At 71.2% G+C, this 16,373-nt stretch carries 16 protein-coding genes; 6 read left to right on the top strand and 10 right to left on the bottom strand.

Annotated features, from left to right (window positions below; genetic code table 11):
* Positions 1-112 precede the first annotated feature (112 nt).
* From DP107_RS05670 to DP107_RS05695, 6 genes are all read right to left on the bottom strand, one after another.
* A complete protein-coding gene (locus DP107_RS05670; RefSeq protein WP_144261172.1) occupies positions 113-1,060 on the bottom strand; it encodes a phytoene/squalene synthase family protein in 948 nt (315 codons plus the stop codon).
* A gap of 430 nt (positions 1,061-1,490) precedes the next feature.
* Positions 1,491-2,567, bottom strand: a complete 1,077-nt coding sequence (locus DP107_RS05675) for an aminotransferase class I/II-fold pyridoxal phosphate-dependent enzyme (protein WP_144261173.1) — start codon at positions 2,565-2,567, stop codon at positions 1,491-1,493.
* Between the two features lie 50 nt (positions 2,568-2,617).
* Positions 2,618-4,306 carry an ABC1 kinase family protein gene (locus DP107_RS05680; RefSeq protein WP_144261270.1) on the bottom strand — a complete coding sequence of 563 codons (1,689 nt, stop codon included), beginning with the start codon at positions 4,304-4,306 and terminating at the stop codon, positions 2,618-2,620.
* Positions 4,307-4,313: 7 nt separating this feature from the next.
* Positions 4,314-4,670, bottom strand: coding sequence for an Hsp20/alpha crystallin family protein (locus DP107_RS05685; RefSeq protein WP_144261174.1), 357 nt, complete (start codon positions 4,668-4,670; stop codon positions 4,314-4,316).
* 334 nt (positions 4,671-5,004) lie between these two features.
* On the bottom strand, positions 5,005-5,451 hold the full coding sequence (locus DP107_RS05690) for an NYN domain-containing protein (RefSeq protein WP_144261175.1): 447 nt from the start codon (positions 5,449-5,451) through the stop codon (positions 5,005-5,007).
* A 54-nt stretch (positions 5,452-5,505) separates the two neighbouring features.
* Positions 5,506-6,324, bottom strand: a complete 819-nt coding sequence (locus DP107_RS05695; protein WP_185977184.1) for an SDR family NAD(P)-dependent oxidoreductase — start codon at positions 6,322-6,324, stop codon at positions 5,506-5,508.
* A 163-nt stretch (positions 6,325-6,487) separates the two neighbouring features.
* Here DP107_RS05695 and gcvT point away from each other — a divergent pair, with 163 nt between their 5' ends.
* The 4 genes from gcvT (at position 6,488) to gcvPB (ending at position 11,277) form a co-directional block, all read left to right on the top strand.
* On the top strand, positions 6,488-7,630 hold the full coding sequence (gene gcvT / locus DP107_RS05700; RefSeq protein ID WP_144261177.1) for a glycine cleavage system aminomethyltransferase GcvT: 1,143 nt from the start codon (positions 6,488-6,490) through the stop codon (positions 7,628-7,630).
* Positions 7,631-7,996: 366 nt separating this feature from the next.
* Complete coding sequence (gene gcvH / locus DP107_RS05705; protein ID WP_144261178.1) at positions 7,997-8,374, top strand: glycine cleavage system protein GcvH; 378 nt, start codon at positions 7,997-7,999, stop codon at positions 8,372-8,374.
* Positions 8,375-8,488: 114 nt separating this feature from the next.
* Positions 8,489-9,826: an aminomethyl-transferring glycine dehydrogenase subunit GcvPA gene (gene gcvPA / locus DP107_RS05710; protein WP_144261179.1), complete on the top strand. Its 1,338-nt coding sequence runs from the start codon at positions 8,489-8,491 to the stop codon at positions 9,824-9,826.
* Positions 9,823-11,277: an aminomethyl-transferring glycine dehydrogenase subunit GcvPB gene (gene gcvPB / locus DP107_RS05715; RefSeq protein ID WP_144261180.1), complete on the top strand. Its 1,455-nt coding sequence runs from the start codon at positions 9,823-9,825 to the stop codon at positions 11,275-11,277. Before gcvPA ends, gcvPB begins: the two co-directional genes overlap by 4 nt.
* 267 nt (positions 11,278-11,544) lie before the next feature.
* Here gcvPB and DP107_RS05720 read toward each other — a convergent pair whose 3' ends face one another.
* Positions 11,545-12,561, bottom strand: coding sequence for an alcohol dehydrogenase (locus tag DP107_RS05720; RefSeq protein WP_238330783.1), 1,017 nt, complete (start codon positions 12,559-12,561; stop codon positions 11,545-11,547).
* Between the two features lie 79 nt (positions 12,562-12,640).
* Positions 12,641-12,811: a DUF7838 family putative zinc beta-ribbon protein gene (locus DP107_RS19880; protein WP_185977185.1), complete on the bottom strand. Its 171-nt coding sequence runs from the start codon at positions 12,809-12,811 to the stop codon at positions 12,641-12,643.
* Positions 12,812-13,079: 268 nt separating this feature from the next.
* On the opposite strand from DP107_RS19880, the gene DP107_RS05725 reads away from it, so the two are divergent.
* Positions 13,080-14,231 (top strand): thiolase family protein, encoded by a 1,152-nt coding sequence (locus tag DP107_RS05725; protein ID WP_144261181.1) that lies wholly within the window; start codon positions 13,080-13,082, stop codon positions 14,229-14,231.
* Positions 14,232-14,325: 94 nt separating this feature from the next.
* Positions 14,326-14,613 carry a DUF5822 domain-containing protein gene (locus tag DP107_RS05730; RefSeq protein ID WP_144261182.1) on the top strand — a complete coding sequence of 96 codons (288 nt, stop codon included), beginning with the start codon at positions 14,326-14,328 and terminating at the stop codon, positions 14,611-14,613.
* Here DP107_RS05730 and DP107_RS05735 read toward each other — a convergent pair.
* Complete coding sequence (locus DP107_RS05735) at positions 14,610-15,173, bottom strand: HAD family hydrolase (protein ID WP_144261183.1); 564 nt, start codon at positions 15,171-15,173, stop codon at positions 14,610-14,612. The two genes, DP107_RS05730 and DP107_RS05735, sit on opposite strands and share 4 nt — an antisense overlap.
* Before the next feature lie 46 nt (positions 15,174-15,219).
* Positions 15,220-16,347: an acyl-CoA dehydrogenase family protein gene (locus tag DP107_RS05740; RefSeq protein WP_144261184.1), complete on the bottom strand. Its 1,128-nt coding sequence runs from the start codon at positions 16,345-16,347 to the stop codon at positions 15,220-15,222.
* Positions 16,348-16,373 lie beyond the last annotated feature (26 nt).

Consider the following 16,373-nt stretch of genomic DNA (forward strand, 5'->3'; position numbering starts at 1 on the left):
GGGTGGCCCGGTGGACGCTGGCCGTTCTCCGAGCGAGTTACGCATTATCGGCGAACGGGCGTCATGATTCGGAAACGTCGCCGATAGCTCCGGAACTGCTCGGCTATGCCGCCTACCTCGCGGGCATCGGTTCGCCCGGGCGGTCGTGGCTGGTGGCCGCGCTCGAGGGAACGTCGCTGACCGTCGCGAAGACGGCCTCGGGGTCCTTGGTCCAGAACCAGCGCCAGCGTGTCTCGATGACGAGCCGGATCTTCCGGAGCGTCGACAGCGACGGGGTCTCGGCGAGGACGTCGCAGTCCCGCTCGCGAATGAGCCGGTGGTGATCGGCGTACAGGACGGCCGCGGTGAGGACGGGAAGCTGGCAGTCCCGCGGCAGGAGGTTGATGCCGGCGACGCCCTCCCGGTAGAGGGCCTCCGTCCGCTGGAGTTCGTCGCGGATGGCTGCGGCGAAGGCCTCGTCGTACTCCAGCCGCTCGACCTGTTCGGCCGTGACGCCGCGGGATTCGAGCGTCTCCAGCGGGAGGTAGATCCGGTCGCGCTCGACGATGTCCTCGCGGACGTCCCGGATGAAGTTGGACATCTGGAACGCCTCGCCGAGCCGCCGCGCCGCCGGGATGGCCTCCTCGGGGTCGTCGGGTCGCATCACGTAGGTCATCATGACGCCGACGGCAGCCGCGGAGCCGCGCATGTAGGCCTCGACCTCGCTGTAGGTCCGGTAGCGTGACTTCTCGATGTCCGTGCCCATCGCGTCGATGAAGACGTCGACCTCCTCGTCGGGGATGTCGTACTCCGCACGGAGCTCGGCGAACGCGGACAGCACGGGGTCGTCGGTGTCACCGGTCAGCGCCGCCCGACGGATCTCCTCGAGCTGCCGGCGCTGCTCCTCTGGGTCGACCCCCTCGGCGTCGTCGACAACCTCGTCGGCGACCCGGAAGAACGCGTACAGCACGTAGGTCGCGTGCCGCACCCGCTCCGGGAGGAGTCGTGTCGCGTAGTAGAACGTCCGCCCGGTCCGACGGTGGATGGCCCTGCTCCGTGAGAGCTGCTCGTCGTCGACCATTCAATAGCTGAACTAAGGGTCGCTGGCTTCTTATAGGTAGTGCAATCGGGAACCGGTGGGGACCCGAACGGGCGAGTGTAAACTCGAACCTAAGGGCAGGAAAGGCCCTCTTCGCCGGAAACGGTCGCTGGTGTCGGCGGCCGGCCTCCCGCGACCGTGGACGTCGCACTCGAGACGGACCCCGGGCTCGCATGGGTCGTCGCCCTCGTCGGCGCGCTCGGCGCTCTCGATGCGGACCCCTCTCCGGAACGCCCGTCGGGCGTATCGGACGCGACGGAGCAGCGGATGCCGCGGCCCTCCCGGTGGACCTGCCACGGTCGCCGATGGGCGTGGCGTCCAGCAAGCGGAGGAGGAAGCGGGAGTTCCCGACGTCGGGGACCCGGCCGTCGGCGGAGGGTGCGCGTGGGCTCGGACGTCCCCGACGACCCGGTTACGCGTGCCGGTCGAGGAAGGCGTCGAGCCGTGACAGTCCCTCCTCGAGGTGGGCCGGTTCGGAGCCGAAGCCGAGCCGGAACTGCTCGGGCTGGTCGAACGCCTCGCCCGGCGCCAGCACCACGTCGGCCTCCGCGACGGCGCGCTCGCAGAACGACCGGCCGCCGTAGAACCCCTCCGGTGCCTCGACGAACGCGTTGACGCCGGCCGGCGGGTCGGACCAGTCCAGTCCGTGCTCGGTGACGAACTCGTCGACGCGCTCGCGGTTCTCGGCGGCGAGGGCACGGTTCTCGGCCAGCACCGTCGCCTCCGTCTCCGGGTCGAGGACCTGCTCGGCGACCCGGTGGGAGACCGCCGGCGGCGAGATGGTGGTGTAGTCCTTCCACTGCCAGGCGGCCTCGACCACCTCCGGCGGGCCCGCCAGCCAGCCCAAGCGCAGCCCCGCCAGCCCGTACCCCTTCGACAGCCCGCAGGTCGAGACGCCGTAGGGGCCGAGGCTCGCGGCCGGCGGCGGGGCCGTCCCGGCGTCGGCCAGCGGTCGGTACACCTCGTCGCAGAGGAGATAGGCGCCGGCGTCGGCGGCGATCTCGTAGACCGCCTCGACCGTCGCGGCGCCGTGGACCCGCCCGGTCGGGTTGTTGGGGTTGTTGACGACGACGACGGCCGTCTCCGGGCGGACCGCCTCGGCCACGGCGTCCGGGTCGAGTCCCCAGCCGTCCGCGGCGTCGAGTTCGACCCGCGTCACCGACCCGAACGCTTCCGGGAGCGCGTGGAGCGACTGATAGGTCGGTGTGACGACGACCGCGTGCTCGCCCATCAGCGCCGCGAGGGTCACGAAGTTGGCCTCCTGTGTGCCGCAGGTCAACAGCACCTCGTCGGCGCCGCGGCCGTACCGCTCCCCGATGCGGTCACGGAGCTCCGGGCTCCCGTTGGTCGGGATGACGTAGCCCATGCCCTCGGGGACGAGATCGAAACGGCCGGGGGCGAGCGGCCGGATCCCGGACTCGGCGAGCATCAGGTTGTCCGCCTCGTGCTCGGCGAACCAGCGCTCGAGAGCGAACGGCGTGATCTCCATGCCCTCCGCTGCGGGAGCCGGCCGCAAAACCGGCGTGGTTCCGGCGACGCCTACGGCTCCTCCTGGCGCTTGCGCATCTCCTGTCGGGTGAACTGCGGGGTGGCGCTGATGCCGCTCTGCTCGCGGAAGGAGCGGTAGAGCAGCCCCAGCAGGAGCGCGGCCCCGGCGGCGGGCGCGACCGCCGAGATGGGCGTCGCGAAGGCGTAGAGGATGGCCGCCGCGAGGACCGTGCCCGTCAACAGCAGCCCGAGCACCAGCCGAACCGCGAGCTGGTCGAAGACGGACTCCTCGTCGGCCACCGTCGCCTCGACCTCCAGGTCGCCCCGGTTGATGCGGTCGAGCGTGTCCTCCAGCTTCGGGGGCGTCCGCAGCGCCGACCGGGCCGCGTCGTTCACCTCGTCCGCCCGGTCGGTGAGGAACTCCCGGATGCTGGCCTCCACGTACCCCTCCTCACGGAGGTAGTCCGTGGCGACGTCGATGAAGTCGAACTCCGGGTCGAGCGTGACACAGACCCCCTCGACGACGGTTGCGACCCGGAGGACCAGCGCCAGGTTCGGGGGCAGCCGCAGCGGGAACTCGTAGATGGTGTCCTCGACCTGCTCGACGATCTGCTGGACGCGGTACTGCTCGATGTCCTCACCGCGCGCGTCCGCGATCGCCAGCTCCATGACGTTCGCCATCACCTCGCGGTCGGCCTCCGGGGAGAGCGTCCCCAGCTCGATGAGCACGTCGAGGATGGCGTCGATGTTCTGGTCGGCGACGGCCACGTAGAAGTCGACGATCTTGTCCTGGACGAAGGCGTCGACGCGGCCGGACATCCCGAAGTCGTAGAAGACCAGCCGGCCGTCGTCCTGGACCGCGAGGTTGCCGGGATGGGGGTCGGCGTGGAAGGTACCGTCGGAGACGAGCATCTTCAGGTAGGCACGCTGGAGCGTCTCCGCCAGCCCCGTCCGGTCGAACCCGCGGTCGTCGAGCTCGTCGACGTCCGAGATCTTCGTCCCGGGGACGTACTCCATCGTCAGCACCCGGCCGGTCGAGCGGCCGCCGTCGACGGCGGGGATGCGGACGCCCGGCTCGTCGCTGAACTCCCCGCGGATCTCCTCCAGCATCTCGCGCTCACGCTCGTAGTCCATCTCCTCCCGGATGGTCTTCGAGAACTCGTCGGCCAGGGTCTGCATCGAGAACGACCGCGCCTGGTCGACGAACCGCATCAGGACCGGCAGTGAGAACTTGATGATGCGGAGGTCGGCCTCGACGAGCGACTCGATGCCCGGCCGGCGGACCTTCACCGCCACCTCGCGGCGGCCGTCCGGGCTCCCCGGCACCGGGTCGGGCACCGTCGCGGTGTAGACCTGTCCCAGCGAGGCGCCGCTGATGGGGTCGGTGTCGAACGACTCGAACGCCTCCGAGACCGGGCCCAGCTCCCCCTCGACGACGGGCCGGACATCGGCCCAGTCGGCCGGCGGGACGCGGTCCTGGAGCTGCTCGAACTCCTCGATGTACTCCGGTGGGAGGATGTCCGGCCGCGTCGAGAGGATCTGGCCCAGTTTGATGAACGTCGGGCCGAGCGTCAGCAGCGAGTCCAACAGCTTCCGGGCCCGGCGACGGCGCGTGGCCTCGTCCACCTGTCGGGCTCGGCCGAACAGCAGGAACCGATTCCGGTCCCGGGCGTACGCCAGCAGGATCGGGAGGAACTGGTAGACGACGACTGGGAACCGGCGGTACGCGCGGAGGTTCACCACGCGCCTACGCGTCCTCGACCGGGACCCGGGTCGCCCCTGCGGCGGTCCGCGTTGGGAGCGTCACCGTCAGGACGCCCCGCTCCATCGTCGCGGTCGCGCCCTCGCCGGTGGCGTTCGGCGGGAGCGGGAGTTCGGCGTCAAGGAACAGCGACCGCTCCTCCGCCACGTACGAGAACTCCGGCGGGAACGACTTCTCCCGGCGAGCCTCGACCCGCAGGCGGCCCTCGTCGACGGAGACGTCGACCGTGTCACCCGTAGCCCCCGGCAGGTCCATCACGACGCGGTGCGCGTCGTCGCTCTCGAGCAGGTCCGCGAACACCGTCTCCGGCAGTTCGCGTAGGGCGTCGCGAAGCGCGTTCATACTCTACAGTACGGCGTCGGGGGCGAAAAAGGCCCCGGAGACGGAACCGCCACGGTAACGGGCCACAGCCGGCCGTGCGACGGTGCTCCGGCCCCCGGCCCGGGCTCCGTCCGGACCCCCGCGCCGACGGGACCGTCGTCGCCGCGACCCACGCCGAGGACGCCTCCGCTTCTCCCGTTCGACCCGGCGACGGCCGCGGCGCCGCCGCTCCCGCTCCGGGCCGGGAGCGTTCCCGCCCCGCCGGAGTGACCGGGGTACTCGGTGAACAGGACCGGAACGTCTCCCATGCGGCTCGGGAGTCGAGCGTGGGGACCGGAGGCGCGGAATCGATCGACTACTCGCCGAGCGTCACGGCCTCGTGGGCGGCGTTCCGCAGCGCGTCCGACCGGCCGTGTGTCCCCGGCGCGATGGCCAGCGTCCGGATGCCGCGGCGGGCCGCCAGCTCCAGCACCGGCTTGAAATCGGTGTCCCGGGAGGCGACCGCGAGCACGTCGCAGTCCCCGTCCGCGACGAGGGCGGCCGCGTCGACGGCGAGCCGCACGTCCACGTCGCCGCTGGTGACGACGACCTCGTAGCCACGGGCCTCCGCAGCCTGGATGAGGCCGGGCGAGGCCTTCTCGTCCAGGTACACCCGGGTGATGGTCGGCCGACCCATCGCCGCGGCGGCCGCCCGGACCTCGTCCAGGTCCGTGTCGAACTCGCTGCGGAGCACGTTCGGCCCGTCGACGAACAGCGCGACACGGTCCGGCTCGTCGCCGACCAGTCGTTCGAGGAGACCCATCCGTCACTCGCTCGGCGTGGTACGGGCATAGCGCTGGCGGTCCCCCGGTCGCCCCTACGTCGTGGTGTAGCCGCCGTCGTTGCGGTAGACCGCGCCCGTGCAGTATGCCGACGCCGGGGAGGCCAGGAACAGGGCCAGGCCCTTCAGGTCCGCCGGGTAGCCGAGCCGCCCGAGCGCGGTCTCCTGCCGCATCTGCTCCTGTACCGGCTCCATCCCGGGGGCGTCCTCGCGCATCATCCCGCCGCCGATGCCCGTGTGGACCCAGCCCGGCGCGATGGCGTTGACCCGGATGTCGGGCCCGAGCTCGACGGCCGCCTGCCTGGTGAACTGGACGACGCCGCCCTTGGAGGCGACGTACGCGGAGAGGCCCGGCGTCTCGGTGCCGACGAGCCCCAGCACGGACGCCGTGGTGACGATGCGGCCCCCCTCGTCCGCCCGCATCGCCGCGGCCGACTCCCGGGTCGTGAGGAAGACGCCGTCGAGGTTGACCGCCATGACCTCCCGCCAGTGCTCGAGGTCCTGGCTGTGGACCGGGTCGAACAGCCGCCCGATGCCGGCGTTGGCGAAGGTCACGTCGAGCCCGCCGAACGCGTCGACGGTCGCGTCGACGGCGTCGCGGACGTCGTCCTCGTCGGTCACGTCGCAGGCGACCGCGCGCACGTCGGCGCCCGCCGCCTCGGCCAGCTCGGCCGCCGTCGACTCGGCGCCGTCGGCGTCGATGTCCGCGAGCATCACGTCGCCCCCGGCCTCGGCACAGGCCTCGGCGTAGGCCGCCCCGATGCCGCCGGCGCCGCCCGTGACGAGCACCGCGTCGCCGTCGAGCGAGAACGATTCCAGTACCCCTGCCGCCGCCGGAACGTCGTCTCGTTCCATGGGTGGGCGTCGGGACCATGGGTGAAATCGGTTCGCCCCCGGATTCGGGGGCCAGCCACGTGGGTCGGTGGGCTGTCGACCGCCGGGGGCGGACGCGGGCCATCCGGGCCGTCGGCCGATGTCGAGCGGAACCGATTTCCCCGCGGGCGGCGACCCCGACGGTATGCCGCTTCGAACGCCGCCCCTCCGTGACCGGCACGCGAGCCGGGGCGCGAAGTTCACCGAGTTCGGCGGGTGGGATATGCCCGTCGAGTTCGACTCCATCACGACCGAGCACACCGCCGTTCGCGAGGCCGCCGGCCTCTTCGACGTCTCGCACATGGGCGAGATCATCGTCAGCGGCCCCGACGCGACGGCGCTCACGGACCGGCTCGTCACCAACGACGTGGCCACGCTCGACGCCGGCGAGGCCCGCTACGCCGCCATCGCCGACACCGACGGCGTGATGCACGACGACACGGTCGTCTACCGGCTCCCCGCCGACGAACTCGACCGGGCGACCGGGGACGCGCCGGCCTACCTGTTCGTCCCGAACGCCGGCCACGACGAGTGGGCCCACGCCCGGTGGTGCGACCACCGCGACGAGTGGGGGCTCGAGGCCACCGTCGAGAACGCCACCGACGAGTGGGCGATGTTCGCGCTGCAGGGCCCGGCGGCGCTCGACCACCTCGCCGCACGGACTGCGGCGACGCCCGACCTGGCGCGGTTCGAGATGGCCGGCCGCCGCGTCGCCGGGGTGGACTGTCTGGTCGCACGTACCGGCTACACCGGGGAGGACGGCGCCGAACTGCTCGTCCCGTGGGCCGACGCCGAGACCGTCTGGACCGCGCTCACCGGACCGGCCACGGGCGACGACCCCGACGTCGGGGTCCAGCCCTGTGGCCTCGGCGCTCGCGACACGCTCCGTATCGAGGCCGGCTTCCTCCTCTCGGGCCAGGACTTCGACCCGGCGGACGAACCGCGCAACCCGTACGAGACCGGCATCGGCTTCGCCGTCGACCTGGAGCGCGAGTTCGTCGGCCGGGACGCGCTCGCGGCGGTCGAGGCCGAGGGGGTCGACGAGCGGTTCGTCGGCTTCCGGCTCGTCGAGCGGGGCGTTCCGCGACACGGCTACGACATCACCAACACGGACGGGAAGGTCATCGGCACCGTCACCTCGGGGACGATGAGCCCCACGCTGGACGAGCCAGTCGGGATGGGCTACGTCCCCGTCGACTACGCCGACCCCGGGACCACCGTCCGCGTGGTCATTCGCGGCCAGCAGAAGAAGGCGCGGGTCCAACCACTCCCGTTCCTCGAGGAATAAGGGTCGGACTGGTTACCGCGATCGCCCATTTCCCGAGATGTAGCGCGGACATATGACATACAATGCGCATATGTGTCGGAAACACCGATTGTGTCGTTTCTTCCCCCTACCGACGGCGGTGGCGACTCCCCCGAAGCCCTCGCCGTCCGATCCCACCGGGACGTCGAACGTGCACGGTCACGGCGGCCCTGCCGAGGGCAAGCCGCCGGGCCGGCGCGAGGGCTCCGGAGACGGTTCCGTCGTGGCCGGCACCGTGCGAGGGCGTGCGGGCACGAGGACGGCCCCGTCGGCGTCGATGGGGTGATGCGTCTCACCCCCTGTTCCACGAACCACAGCCTACATGTCCCGACCGGCCGACCTGCGTGTATGAGCTTCGAGGTACCCGAGGACTGCCGGTATCTGGAGACCCACGAGTGGGTCCGGCCCGCGGACGGACGGGTCGGTATCACCGACTTCGCGCAGGACGAGCTCGGCGACGTGGTGTTCGTCGAGCTGCCGGGCGAGGGGGAGACGTTGGAGGGTGAGGCGGAGTTCGGCGTCATCGAGTCGATCAAGGCCGTTTCGGACCTGTACGCGCCGCTCTCCGGGACCGTTGCGACGGTCAACGAGCGGCTCATCGACGAGCCGGAGCTGGTCAACGAGGACCCGTTCGGCGAGGGCTGGATGCTGGAGTTCGACGCCGTCGTGGAGGACGACCTCGAGGGTCTGCTCTCCCACGAGGCGTACCGCGACCAGATCGAGTAGCTACCGTCCGTCCCCCCCGACCGACGGAACCGAAGGGGTTGTTATCGGGGGGCCACAAAGGGCATACAACCCGATGTTCACGCCGCCAACCGACTCGCGGACAGGAGCTGACGGATGAGCAGTAACGACCGTGAGCGGGGCACCCCGTTCGCGCCACACACGGCCGCCGAGACCGCGGCGATGCTCGACGCCGTCGGCGTCGCGGACGAGGAGGCACTGTTCGACGTGCCCGCGTCCGTCCGGTTCGACGGGAGCTTCGGTATCGACCCGCGGTCCGAGCGCGACATCCGCGAGGAGGTGGGCGACCTGCTCGCGACCAACGAGTCGCTCACCGAGTTCCTCGGGCGCGGCCACTACGACCACTACGTACCGTCGCCGGTCGCACATCTCTCCGACCGCTCGGAGTTCCTCACGAGCTACACCCAGTACCAGCCGGAGGTGGCCCAGGGCTTCCTCCAGGCGCTGTTCGAGTACCAGTCGATGCTGGTGGAGCTGACGGGGCTGCCCGTCGCCAACTGCTCGATGTACGACGCGGCGACGGCGCTGGGCGAGGCCGCCTCGCTCGCGCGGCGGGTCCGCGCGACCACCGGTACGCGCGTGCTCGTCCCCGAACACCTCCACGAGGGCCGGCGCGAGGTCCTGGCCAACTACGTCGCCGGCGGGGAGCTGACCGTCGAGTCCTATCCGATGGCCGACGGGAACGCCGACATCGACCGGCTGGCCGAGCAGGTGGACGACGGGACGGTCATGATCTACGCCGAGACCCCGACCGTCCGGGGCTGTATCGAGGAGTCACTGGCCGCGATCGGCGACCTCGCCGCCGACCACGAGGCGCTGTTCACGCTCGGTTCGGACCCGGTCGCCCTCTCCGTGCTGGAGGAGCCGGCGAGCGTCGGCGCCGACGTCGTGGTCGGGGACTGCTCGCTCGGCCTGCCGACGGCCTACGGGATGGGACTGGGGCTGTTCGCCTGCCGGGAGTCGTTCCTCCGGCAGGTTCCCGGGCGACTCGTCGGCGCGGGCGAGGACGAGACCGGCCGTCGGGCGTACACGCTCACGCTCCAGACCCGCGAACAGCATATCCGTCGGGAGCGCGCGACCTCCAACATCTGCACCAACCAGGCGTGGGTGGCGCTCCGGGCGGCGATGCACGTCGCGTCGCTTGGCCCCGATGGGCTCCGTGACCTCGCGAACGACTGCGTCCGCTACGCCCGCGACCTGTCGGCCGAACTGGACGAACTGCCGGGCGTGCAGGCGCCGGTTCACGACCGCCACCACATGCGGGAGTTCCCGATACGGACGGACCGGCCCGCCCCGCGGGTCGCCGCCGACCTCCGCGAGCACGGCTTCGCGGTCCACGAACTGGACGACCACCTGCTTCAGGTCTGCGTGACCGACGCCAACACCGACGAGACGGACGCCCTCGTCGCGGCCTTCGAGGAGGTGGCCCGATGACGTACGACCAGGCGCGCTGGACCGACGGTGAGGAGCGCTACGAGCCGCTGCTCTCGGAGAAGCGCTCCCGGGAGGTCGAGCGCGACGCGGACGACCCGCTGCCGGAGGACCTGACGCGTGACTCGCTGGAGCTCCCCGACGCCTCCGAACCCGAACTGGCCCGGCACTACACCCGGCTCTCGGAGATGAACTACGGCGTCGAGAGCGGGCCCTTCCCGCTCGGCTCCTGCACGATGAAGTACAACCCCAGCTTCACCGAGGACGTGGCCGCCGACCCGGCGGGCCACGTCCATCCGGACCGGTCTGACGAGTCCGTCCAAGGGGTGCTCGAACTCCAGCACCGGCTGCAGGACTGGCTGGGTCGTATCGGCGGGATGGACGCGGTCACGCTCCAGCCACCCGCGGGCGCCGCCGGCGAGTTCACCGGTATCCTCGTCACGAAGGCGTACCACGAGTCCCGGAACGACGAGCGCAGCGAGGTCATCGTCCCGGAGTCGGCCCACGGCACCAACTTCGCGAGTGCGGCGATGGCGGGCTACGACGTGGTGTCGCTGCCCTCCGGCGACGACGGCCGGGTCGACCTGGAAGCGCTGGCGGCGGCGCTCTCCGAGGAGACCGCGGCGCTCATGCTGACGAACCCGAACACCCTGGGCCTGTTCGAGCGCGACATCGAGCGCGTCGCCGAGATGGTCCACGACGTCGGCGGCCTGCTCTACTACGATGGCGCGAACCTGAACGCGCTGCTCGGGCGCGCCCGCCCGGGCGACATGGGGTTCGACGTGATGCACTACAACGTCCACAAGACGTTCGCGACGCCCCACGGCGGCGGCGGCCCGGGCGCCGGTCCCGTCGGCGTCGTCGACGAACTCGCCGAATTCCTCCCGGACCCCCACGTCCGCGCGGTCGATGACGAGGGTGAGCCGGTGCCCGACGCCGACGACGCGGCCCGGTTCCGGACCTACACCCCCGAGCGGTCGGTCGGGAAGGTCCACGGCTACGCCGGCAACTGGCTCGTGCTGATGAAGGCGTACGCCTACATCGCCCGTCTGGGCGACCCCGGGCTCGCAGACGCCAGCGCGAAGGCCGTGCTGAACGCGAACTACCTCGCGTCGAAGGTCGACTACGAGGTTCCCTTCGGCCCGCTCCACCACGAGTTCGTCGCGAGCGCCGGCGAGCAGGACGCGGCCGACGCCGCAAAGCGGATGCTCGACTACGGCGTCCACCCGCCGACGACGAAGTGGCCGGAGATCGTCAGTGAGGCGCTGATGACCGAGCCGACGGAGGTCGAGAGCCGGCGGACGCTGGACCAGCTCGCCGCCGCGTTCAACGCCGTCGGCGACGAGGACGACGAGACGCTCGAGCGCGCCCCAGAGCGGACCGCCGCCCGCCGTATCGACCAGGTGCGGGCCGCACGCGAACCGCGGCTCTCCTGGCACGAACTGGACGAGTAACTCCTCCCCCCCGGGTCCCGCGATTCCTCCACGAGGCGCTTTGAGACCCTACCGGCCATGCCGCCGTCGGTCACGACGGTGGTCGATTTCGTATCGCGGCTATCGGTTTACGAGTCAGGGAGACGAGCCGGGTGCCGGCCGGACAGACGGGGAAATCGACCACGAAACGGGCGGACGTCGGGCGGTTGGGAGCATCGAGTCCCCAGCTCGGGCTGGGGGTTCTGGTACTCGGACCGTCACCTCGGCTGATTCACGGAAATCGCTCCGCTACGGCTCCAGAACGGCCCGGAACCGCGCCTCGTTGGCCATCATCCGGTCGTACGCCTCGCCGGCGTCGGCGAGGTCGTAGGTCTCGACCTCGGGGGTCACGTCCCGGAGCGCGGAGAACTCCATCGTGTCCTGAGAGTCCCGGGCGTGGCCCGAGCCCCAGCCGCCGACGGACGCGCGATTGCCGACCAGGCCCTGCACGTCGACACTCACCTCCCGGCCCGGGACGCCGACGGCGACGAGTTCGCCATCCCGGCCGAGACCCCCGGCGACGGCCTCGATGGCGGGGGCAGAGGGTGCGGTCCCCAGGACGACGCGGGCGCCGCCGAGCTCCTGGAGTCGCTCGGCGGGGTCCGTCTCGCTCGCGTCGAGGAAGTGGTCGGCGCCGAGTTCCTTCGCGAGGTCGCGCTTGTCGCTCGACCGGGAGACGGCGACCGTCTCGAACCCCATCCGGTGGGCGTACTGGACGCCGAGATGGCCCAGCCCGCCGATACCCTGGACCGCGACGAGGTCGCCCGGGCCGGCGCCCGTGTTCCGGAGCGCGTTGAACGTCGTGATGCCGGCACAGAGCAGCGGCGCGGCGTCGACGGCGTCGAGCGACTCGGGTATCGCAGCCAGGGCCGCTGCCGGGATAGTGGCGTACTCGGCATAGCCGCCGTCGAAGGTGAGGCCCGTGATGCCGGCGTTCTCACAGCCCTGGAAGTCGCCGCGACGGCACGGTTCGCACTCGAAGCAGTGGCCGCCGTGCCAGCCGGCGCCGACGCGGTCGCCCTCGCTCCAGCCCTCGACGCGATCGCCGACCGCGTCGACGCGTCCGGCCACCTCGTGGCCCGGGACCCGGGGGTAGGAGACACCCGGATAGCTGCCCTCTTTCACGAACGCGTCGCTGTGGCAGATGCCACAGGCATCGACCGCCACCCGGACCGCTTCCGGGCCGGGGTCCGGCAACTCGCGCTCGACCAGCTCGAACTCGGCACCCGCTTCGGGGACCTCGACCGCACGCATGGTGTCGGTCATCGCTCGAGGCTGCGACCGCCCGACGTGTCGGGGCTCGCATCCCGGCGACCCGCGGGGGTGACCGAAAGGAGAATACCGCTCAGGCGTCGACCCCGGTATCGACGCTCTCGCCGATCCGGACGAAGCCGTAGTCGCACTCCCCGCAGCGCCACTTCACCTTCCGGCCCAGATGAAGTTCCGTGCTCGCCACGCGCCAGAACGTCCGCGCCTCGCCACACTCGGGGCAGTACCGCTCGGTTTCCAGGCTCATACGTCGGACTCCGGTGGCGTCGCTGTTGAACCTACTGGTCCCAGCGGCACCACTCGGGGCGATGAACCAGATGCCACGATATCGATTCGCCGCCGGCCGCCGACCAGGTGGCCGTAGTACGGCGGCGAACGCGGCCCGTGCACCGGCGAGATCCACTCCGGGTGGGGTGTCGGCGCCCACGGTTCATGGCGCGAACCCGGGCAGCTGCCCGCGTGCGCCTCGTCACACCACAACATACAAGCCGTAGCTTACCAACGTAAAGTCCACGATGCGAGAAGCATACATCGTAGACGCCGTCCGCACACCGTTCGGGAAGCAGGGAGGGTCGTTCCGGGATACGCACCCGCAGGACCTGGCCGCGATGCCGCTCCGGATGCTGGAGGAACGCAACGGCTTCGAGGGCAGCGAGGACATCGAGGACGTCATCTACGGCTGTGTCACGCCGACCGACGAGCAGGCCAACAACATCGCGCGGCTCGCGCCGATGGTGGCCGGCTGGGGGGACGACGTGCCCGGCGTCCAGCTGGACCGGATGTGTGGCTCCGGCCAGCAGGCCGTCAACTTCGCCGCCGCCCAGATCCAGTCCGGCGCGCACGACGTCGTCATCGGGGGCGGCATCGAGCACATGAGCCGCGTCCCGATGGGGTCGGCCGGCAGCTCCATCACGGACACCTACTTCGAGGAGTTCGAGGAGCTGACCACGCAGGGCGAGGGGGCCGAGCGCATCGCCGAGCAGTGGGGCTTCACCCGGGACGACGTCGACTCCATCGCCGTCGACTCCCAGGACCGCTGGGCCGAGGCCGCCGAGGCCGGCAAGTACGACTCGCACGTCGAGCCCGTCGAAATCGAGCTCGACGACGAGACGGTCACCGTCGAGGAGGACGAGCACCCGCGTCCGGGCACCGACGAGGGGACGCTCGCGGGCCTCCCGCTCGTCTTCCGTGAGGAGGGTGACGGCGTCATCCATGCCGGCAACTCCTCGGGCATCGTCGACGGGTCCTCGGCGCTGCTGCTCGCGTCCGGCGACGCGGTCGAGGAGCACGACTGGGAGCCGATGGCCCGCATCGTCGACACCCACGTCGTCGGCGTCGACCCGCTCACGATGCTGACCGGACCCATCCCGGCCACCAACGAACTGCTGGAGCAGAACGACATGACCGTCGACGACATCGACAAGTTCGAGGTCAACGAGGCGTTCGCCTCCGTCATCACGGCGTGGCTGGAGGAGACCGGTGCCGACTGGGAGAGGACCAACGTCTGGGGCGGCGCCATCGCTCACGGGCACCCGCTGGGCGCCACTGGTGCCGCGCTCATGTCGAAGCTGGCCTACCAGCTGGAGGCGGACGACGACCAGTACGGCCTCTGCACGATGTGTATCGGCTTCGGACAGGGCATCGCGACCATCATCGAGCGGGTCTGAACCGGGCGCCCCCCCGACCCACTCGTCCTCTATCCGCGTAGCGATGCGACCGCCGACCGTAACCGCTTACTCCGAACGGCCGTACTGCCGAGTAATGCCCGAGCGCGTCGAGAGCACCGACCCGGACGGCGTCGACTTCGGGTGGGTGATGCAGACCACCTTCGTCGTCACCATCCTCGCCGGTGCGCCGGTGGTCGCGCTCGCCTCGACGACGACGACGCTCCCGACCTGGACGGACAAGGCCACGTTCGCGGTCCGGGTCGGGGCGTTCGTCTGGTTCTGTACCGCGGTCGCCGTGTTCCTCTACGCCCGCCGCGTGCGGGACCCGGCGGACGAGGACGGCGAGGAGGACCCGGAGCCGTCGGCCACGGGGAACGATTAGCCCCAGTCCTCGGCGTAGCGGAAGTCGGTGCCGGCGCGCTCGGCGGTCACCTCGTCGCGCTCGCCGTCGCCGACGAACACCGCCCGCTCCGGGGAGACCCCGAGGTCGCGCAGCGTCGCCAGCAGCGGCTCGGGGTCGGGCTTCTCCGTCTCTACCGTGTCCCGGCCGACGACCGCCCGGACCCGCCCGTCGAGCTCGTGGCGCTCCAGCGCCAGCCGGCAGGCCGCCTCGCAGTTGAGCGAGCAGACGCCGACCGGGAGGTCGGCCGGGTGCGCCAGCAGGCGGTCCGCGGATGCCAGCCGCGCCGAGGTCCGGGCGCCCTCCCGCTCGTGTTCTGCGATGGTCGCCTCGACGGCCTCCGCCAGCGCCGGCTCCTTTCGGGACCGCTCCAGCAACCGCCAGAGGTCGCGGTCCCCGGGGTCGACGCCGTGGGTCTCGAACGTCCGCCCCACGTCGCGGCGGACGGCCGCCCAGTCGACGGCGAGCTCCGCCAGCGTCCCGTCGAGGTCGTAGACGACCGCGTCGTACTCCACTGCGGGGTCCGCATCGAGGTCTGCCATCCCCACTGGCTTCGGTGGCGTGGCTCAAACGGCTTGTGCCCCGCCGTCAGTCCAGCAGTTCGCGGGCGATGATGGTCCGCTGGATCTCGCTGGTCCCCTCGTAGATGGTGGTGATCTTGGCGTCCCGGTAGAGCCGCTCGACCGGGAAGTCGGTGGTGTAACCGTAGCCGCCGTGGATCTGGACGGCCTCGTTGGTCACGTCCATCGCCGTCTCGCTGGCCTTCAGCTTCGCCATCGAGGCGGCCTCCGCCGGCGGCGCCCCCGAGTCGAGTTCGCGCGCGGCGTCGTAGGTCAGCAGGCGCGCGGCCTGCGTGTCGGCGTGCATGTCCGCCAGCTTGTGCCGGATGGCCTGGAAGTCGCTGATGGGCTGGTCGAACTGCTCGCGGTCGGTGGCGTACTCCTCGGCGAGGTCCAGCGCGGACTGGGCGAGCCCGACCGACTGGGCGGCGATGCCGACGCGTCCGCCGGTGAGTATCTCCAGGGCGGCCGAGAGCCCGCGACCCTCCTCGGTGAGCCGGTTCTCCGCCGGGATGCGCGCCCCGTCGAAGGTGAGCGAGGTGGTGTCGCTGGCCCGGAGCCCCAGCTTCTCCTCCCTCTTGCCGACGGTCAGGCCGTCGACGTCCATGGGGACGAGGAACTGCGTGACGCTGCCCGGGTCCGCCGGGTCGGTCTTGGCGAACAGGATGACGACGCCCGCGCGCTCGCCGTTGGTGATCCACTGTTTGTCGCCGTCGATGACGTACTCGTCGCCCTCGCGGCGCGCGACGGTGGACATCTCCGCGGGGTTAGAGCCGGCGTCCGGCTCCGAGAGGGCGAACGCGCCGACGGGGTAGCCGTCGCGCATCTCCGGGAGCCACTGCTCCTGCTGGCGCTCGGTGCCGAACGTCGCGATGCAGGAGGTGGCCAGACAGTGGACGGAGAGGGCGGTCGCCACCGCCAGGGTGCCGTAGGCGACCTCCTCGTTCACCAGCGCGTAGGTCAGGCCGTCGGCGTCGTAGCCGCCGTACTCCGCGGGGACGGTGAGGCTCGTCAGGTCCAGTTCGGCGAGCCCCTCCCACACCCCCTCGGGGAACTCCTCGTGCTCGTCGGCCTCGCGGGCGACCGGCCGGATCTCCTCCAGAGCGAACTCCCGGACGGTGTTCCGGACGGCCTCCTGCTCGGACGTCAGGTCCATACCCCCGATTGGGGGGCGTCGCATCA

Origin of the sequence: Haloglomus irregulare, from assembly GCF_007421925.1 — an archaeon.
Classification (GTDB): domain Archaea; phylum Halobacteriota; class Halobacteria; order Halobacteriales; family Haloarculaceae; genus Haloglomus; species Haloglomus irregulare.

Coding starts and splice junctions, on each gene's coding strand:
- DP107_RS05670 (WP_144261172.1), bottom strand. CDS start 1,060: ATGGTCGACGACGAGCAGCTCTCACGGAGCAGGGCCATCCACCGTCGG.
- DP107_RS05675 (WP_144261173.1), bottom strand. CDS start 2,567: ATGGAGATCACGCCGTTCGCTCTCGAGCGCTGGTTCGCCGAGCACGAG.
- DP107_RS05685 (WP_144261174.1), bottom strand. CDS start 4,670: ATGAACGCGCTTCGCGACGCCCTACGCGAACTGCCGGAGACGGTGTTC.
- DP107_RS05690 (WP_144261175.1), bottom strand. CDS start 5,451: ATGGGTCTCCTCGAACGACTGGTCGGCGACGAGCCGGACCGTGTCGCG.
- DP107_RS05695 (WP_185977184.1), bottom strand. CDS start 6,324: ATGGAACGAGACGACGTTCCGGCGGCGGCAGGGGTACTGGAATCGTTC.
- gcvT (WP_144261177.1), top strand. CDS start 6,488: ATGCCGCTTCGAACGCCGCCCCTCCGTGACCGGCACGCGAGCCGGGGC.
- gcvH (WP_144261178.1), top strand. CDS start 7,997: ATGAGCTTCGAGGTACCCGAGGACTGCCGGTATCTGGAGACCCACGAG.
- gcvPA (WP_144261179.1), top strand. CDS start 8,489: ATGAGCAGTAACGACCGTGAGCGGGGCACCCCGTTCGCGCCACACACG.
- gcvPB (WP_144261180.1), top strand. CDS start 9,823: ATGACGTACGACCAGGCGCGCTGGACCGACGGTGAGGAGCGCTACGAG.
- DP107_RS05720 (WP_238330783.1), bottom strand. CDS start 12,561: ATGACCGACACCATGCGTGCGGTCGAGGTCCCCGAAGCGGGTGCCGAG.
- DP107_RS19880 (WP_185977185.1), bottom strand. CDS start 12,811: ATGAGCCTGGAAACCGAGCGGTACTGCCCCGAGTGTGGCGAGGCGCGG.
- DP107_RS05725 (WP_144261181.1), top strand. CDS start 13,080: ATGCGAGAAGCATACATCGTAGACGCCGTCCGCACACCGTTCGGGAAG.
- DP107_RS05730 (WP_144261182.1), top strand. CDS start 14,326: ATGCCCGAGCGCGTCGAGAGCACCGACCCGGACGGCGTCGACTTCGGG.
- DP107_RS05735 (WP_144261183.1), bottom strand. CDS start 15,173: ATGGCAGACCTCGATGCGGACCCCGCAGTGGAGTACGACGCGGTCGTC.
- DP107_RS05740 (WP_144261184.1), bottom strand. CDS start 16,347: ATGGACCTGACGTCCGAGCAGGAGGCCGTCCGGAACACCGTCCGGGAG.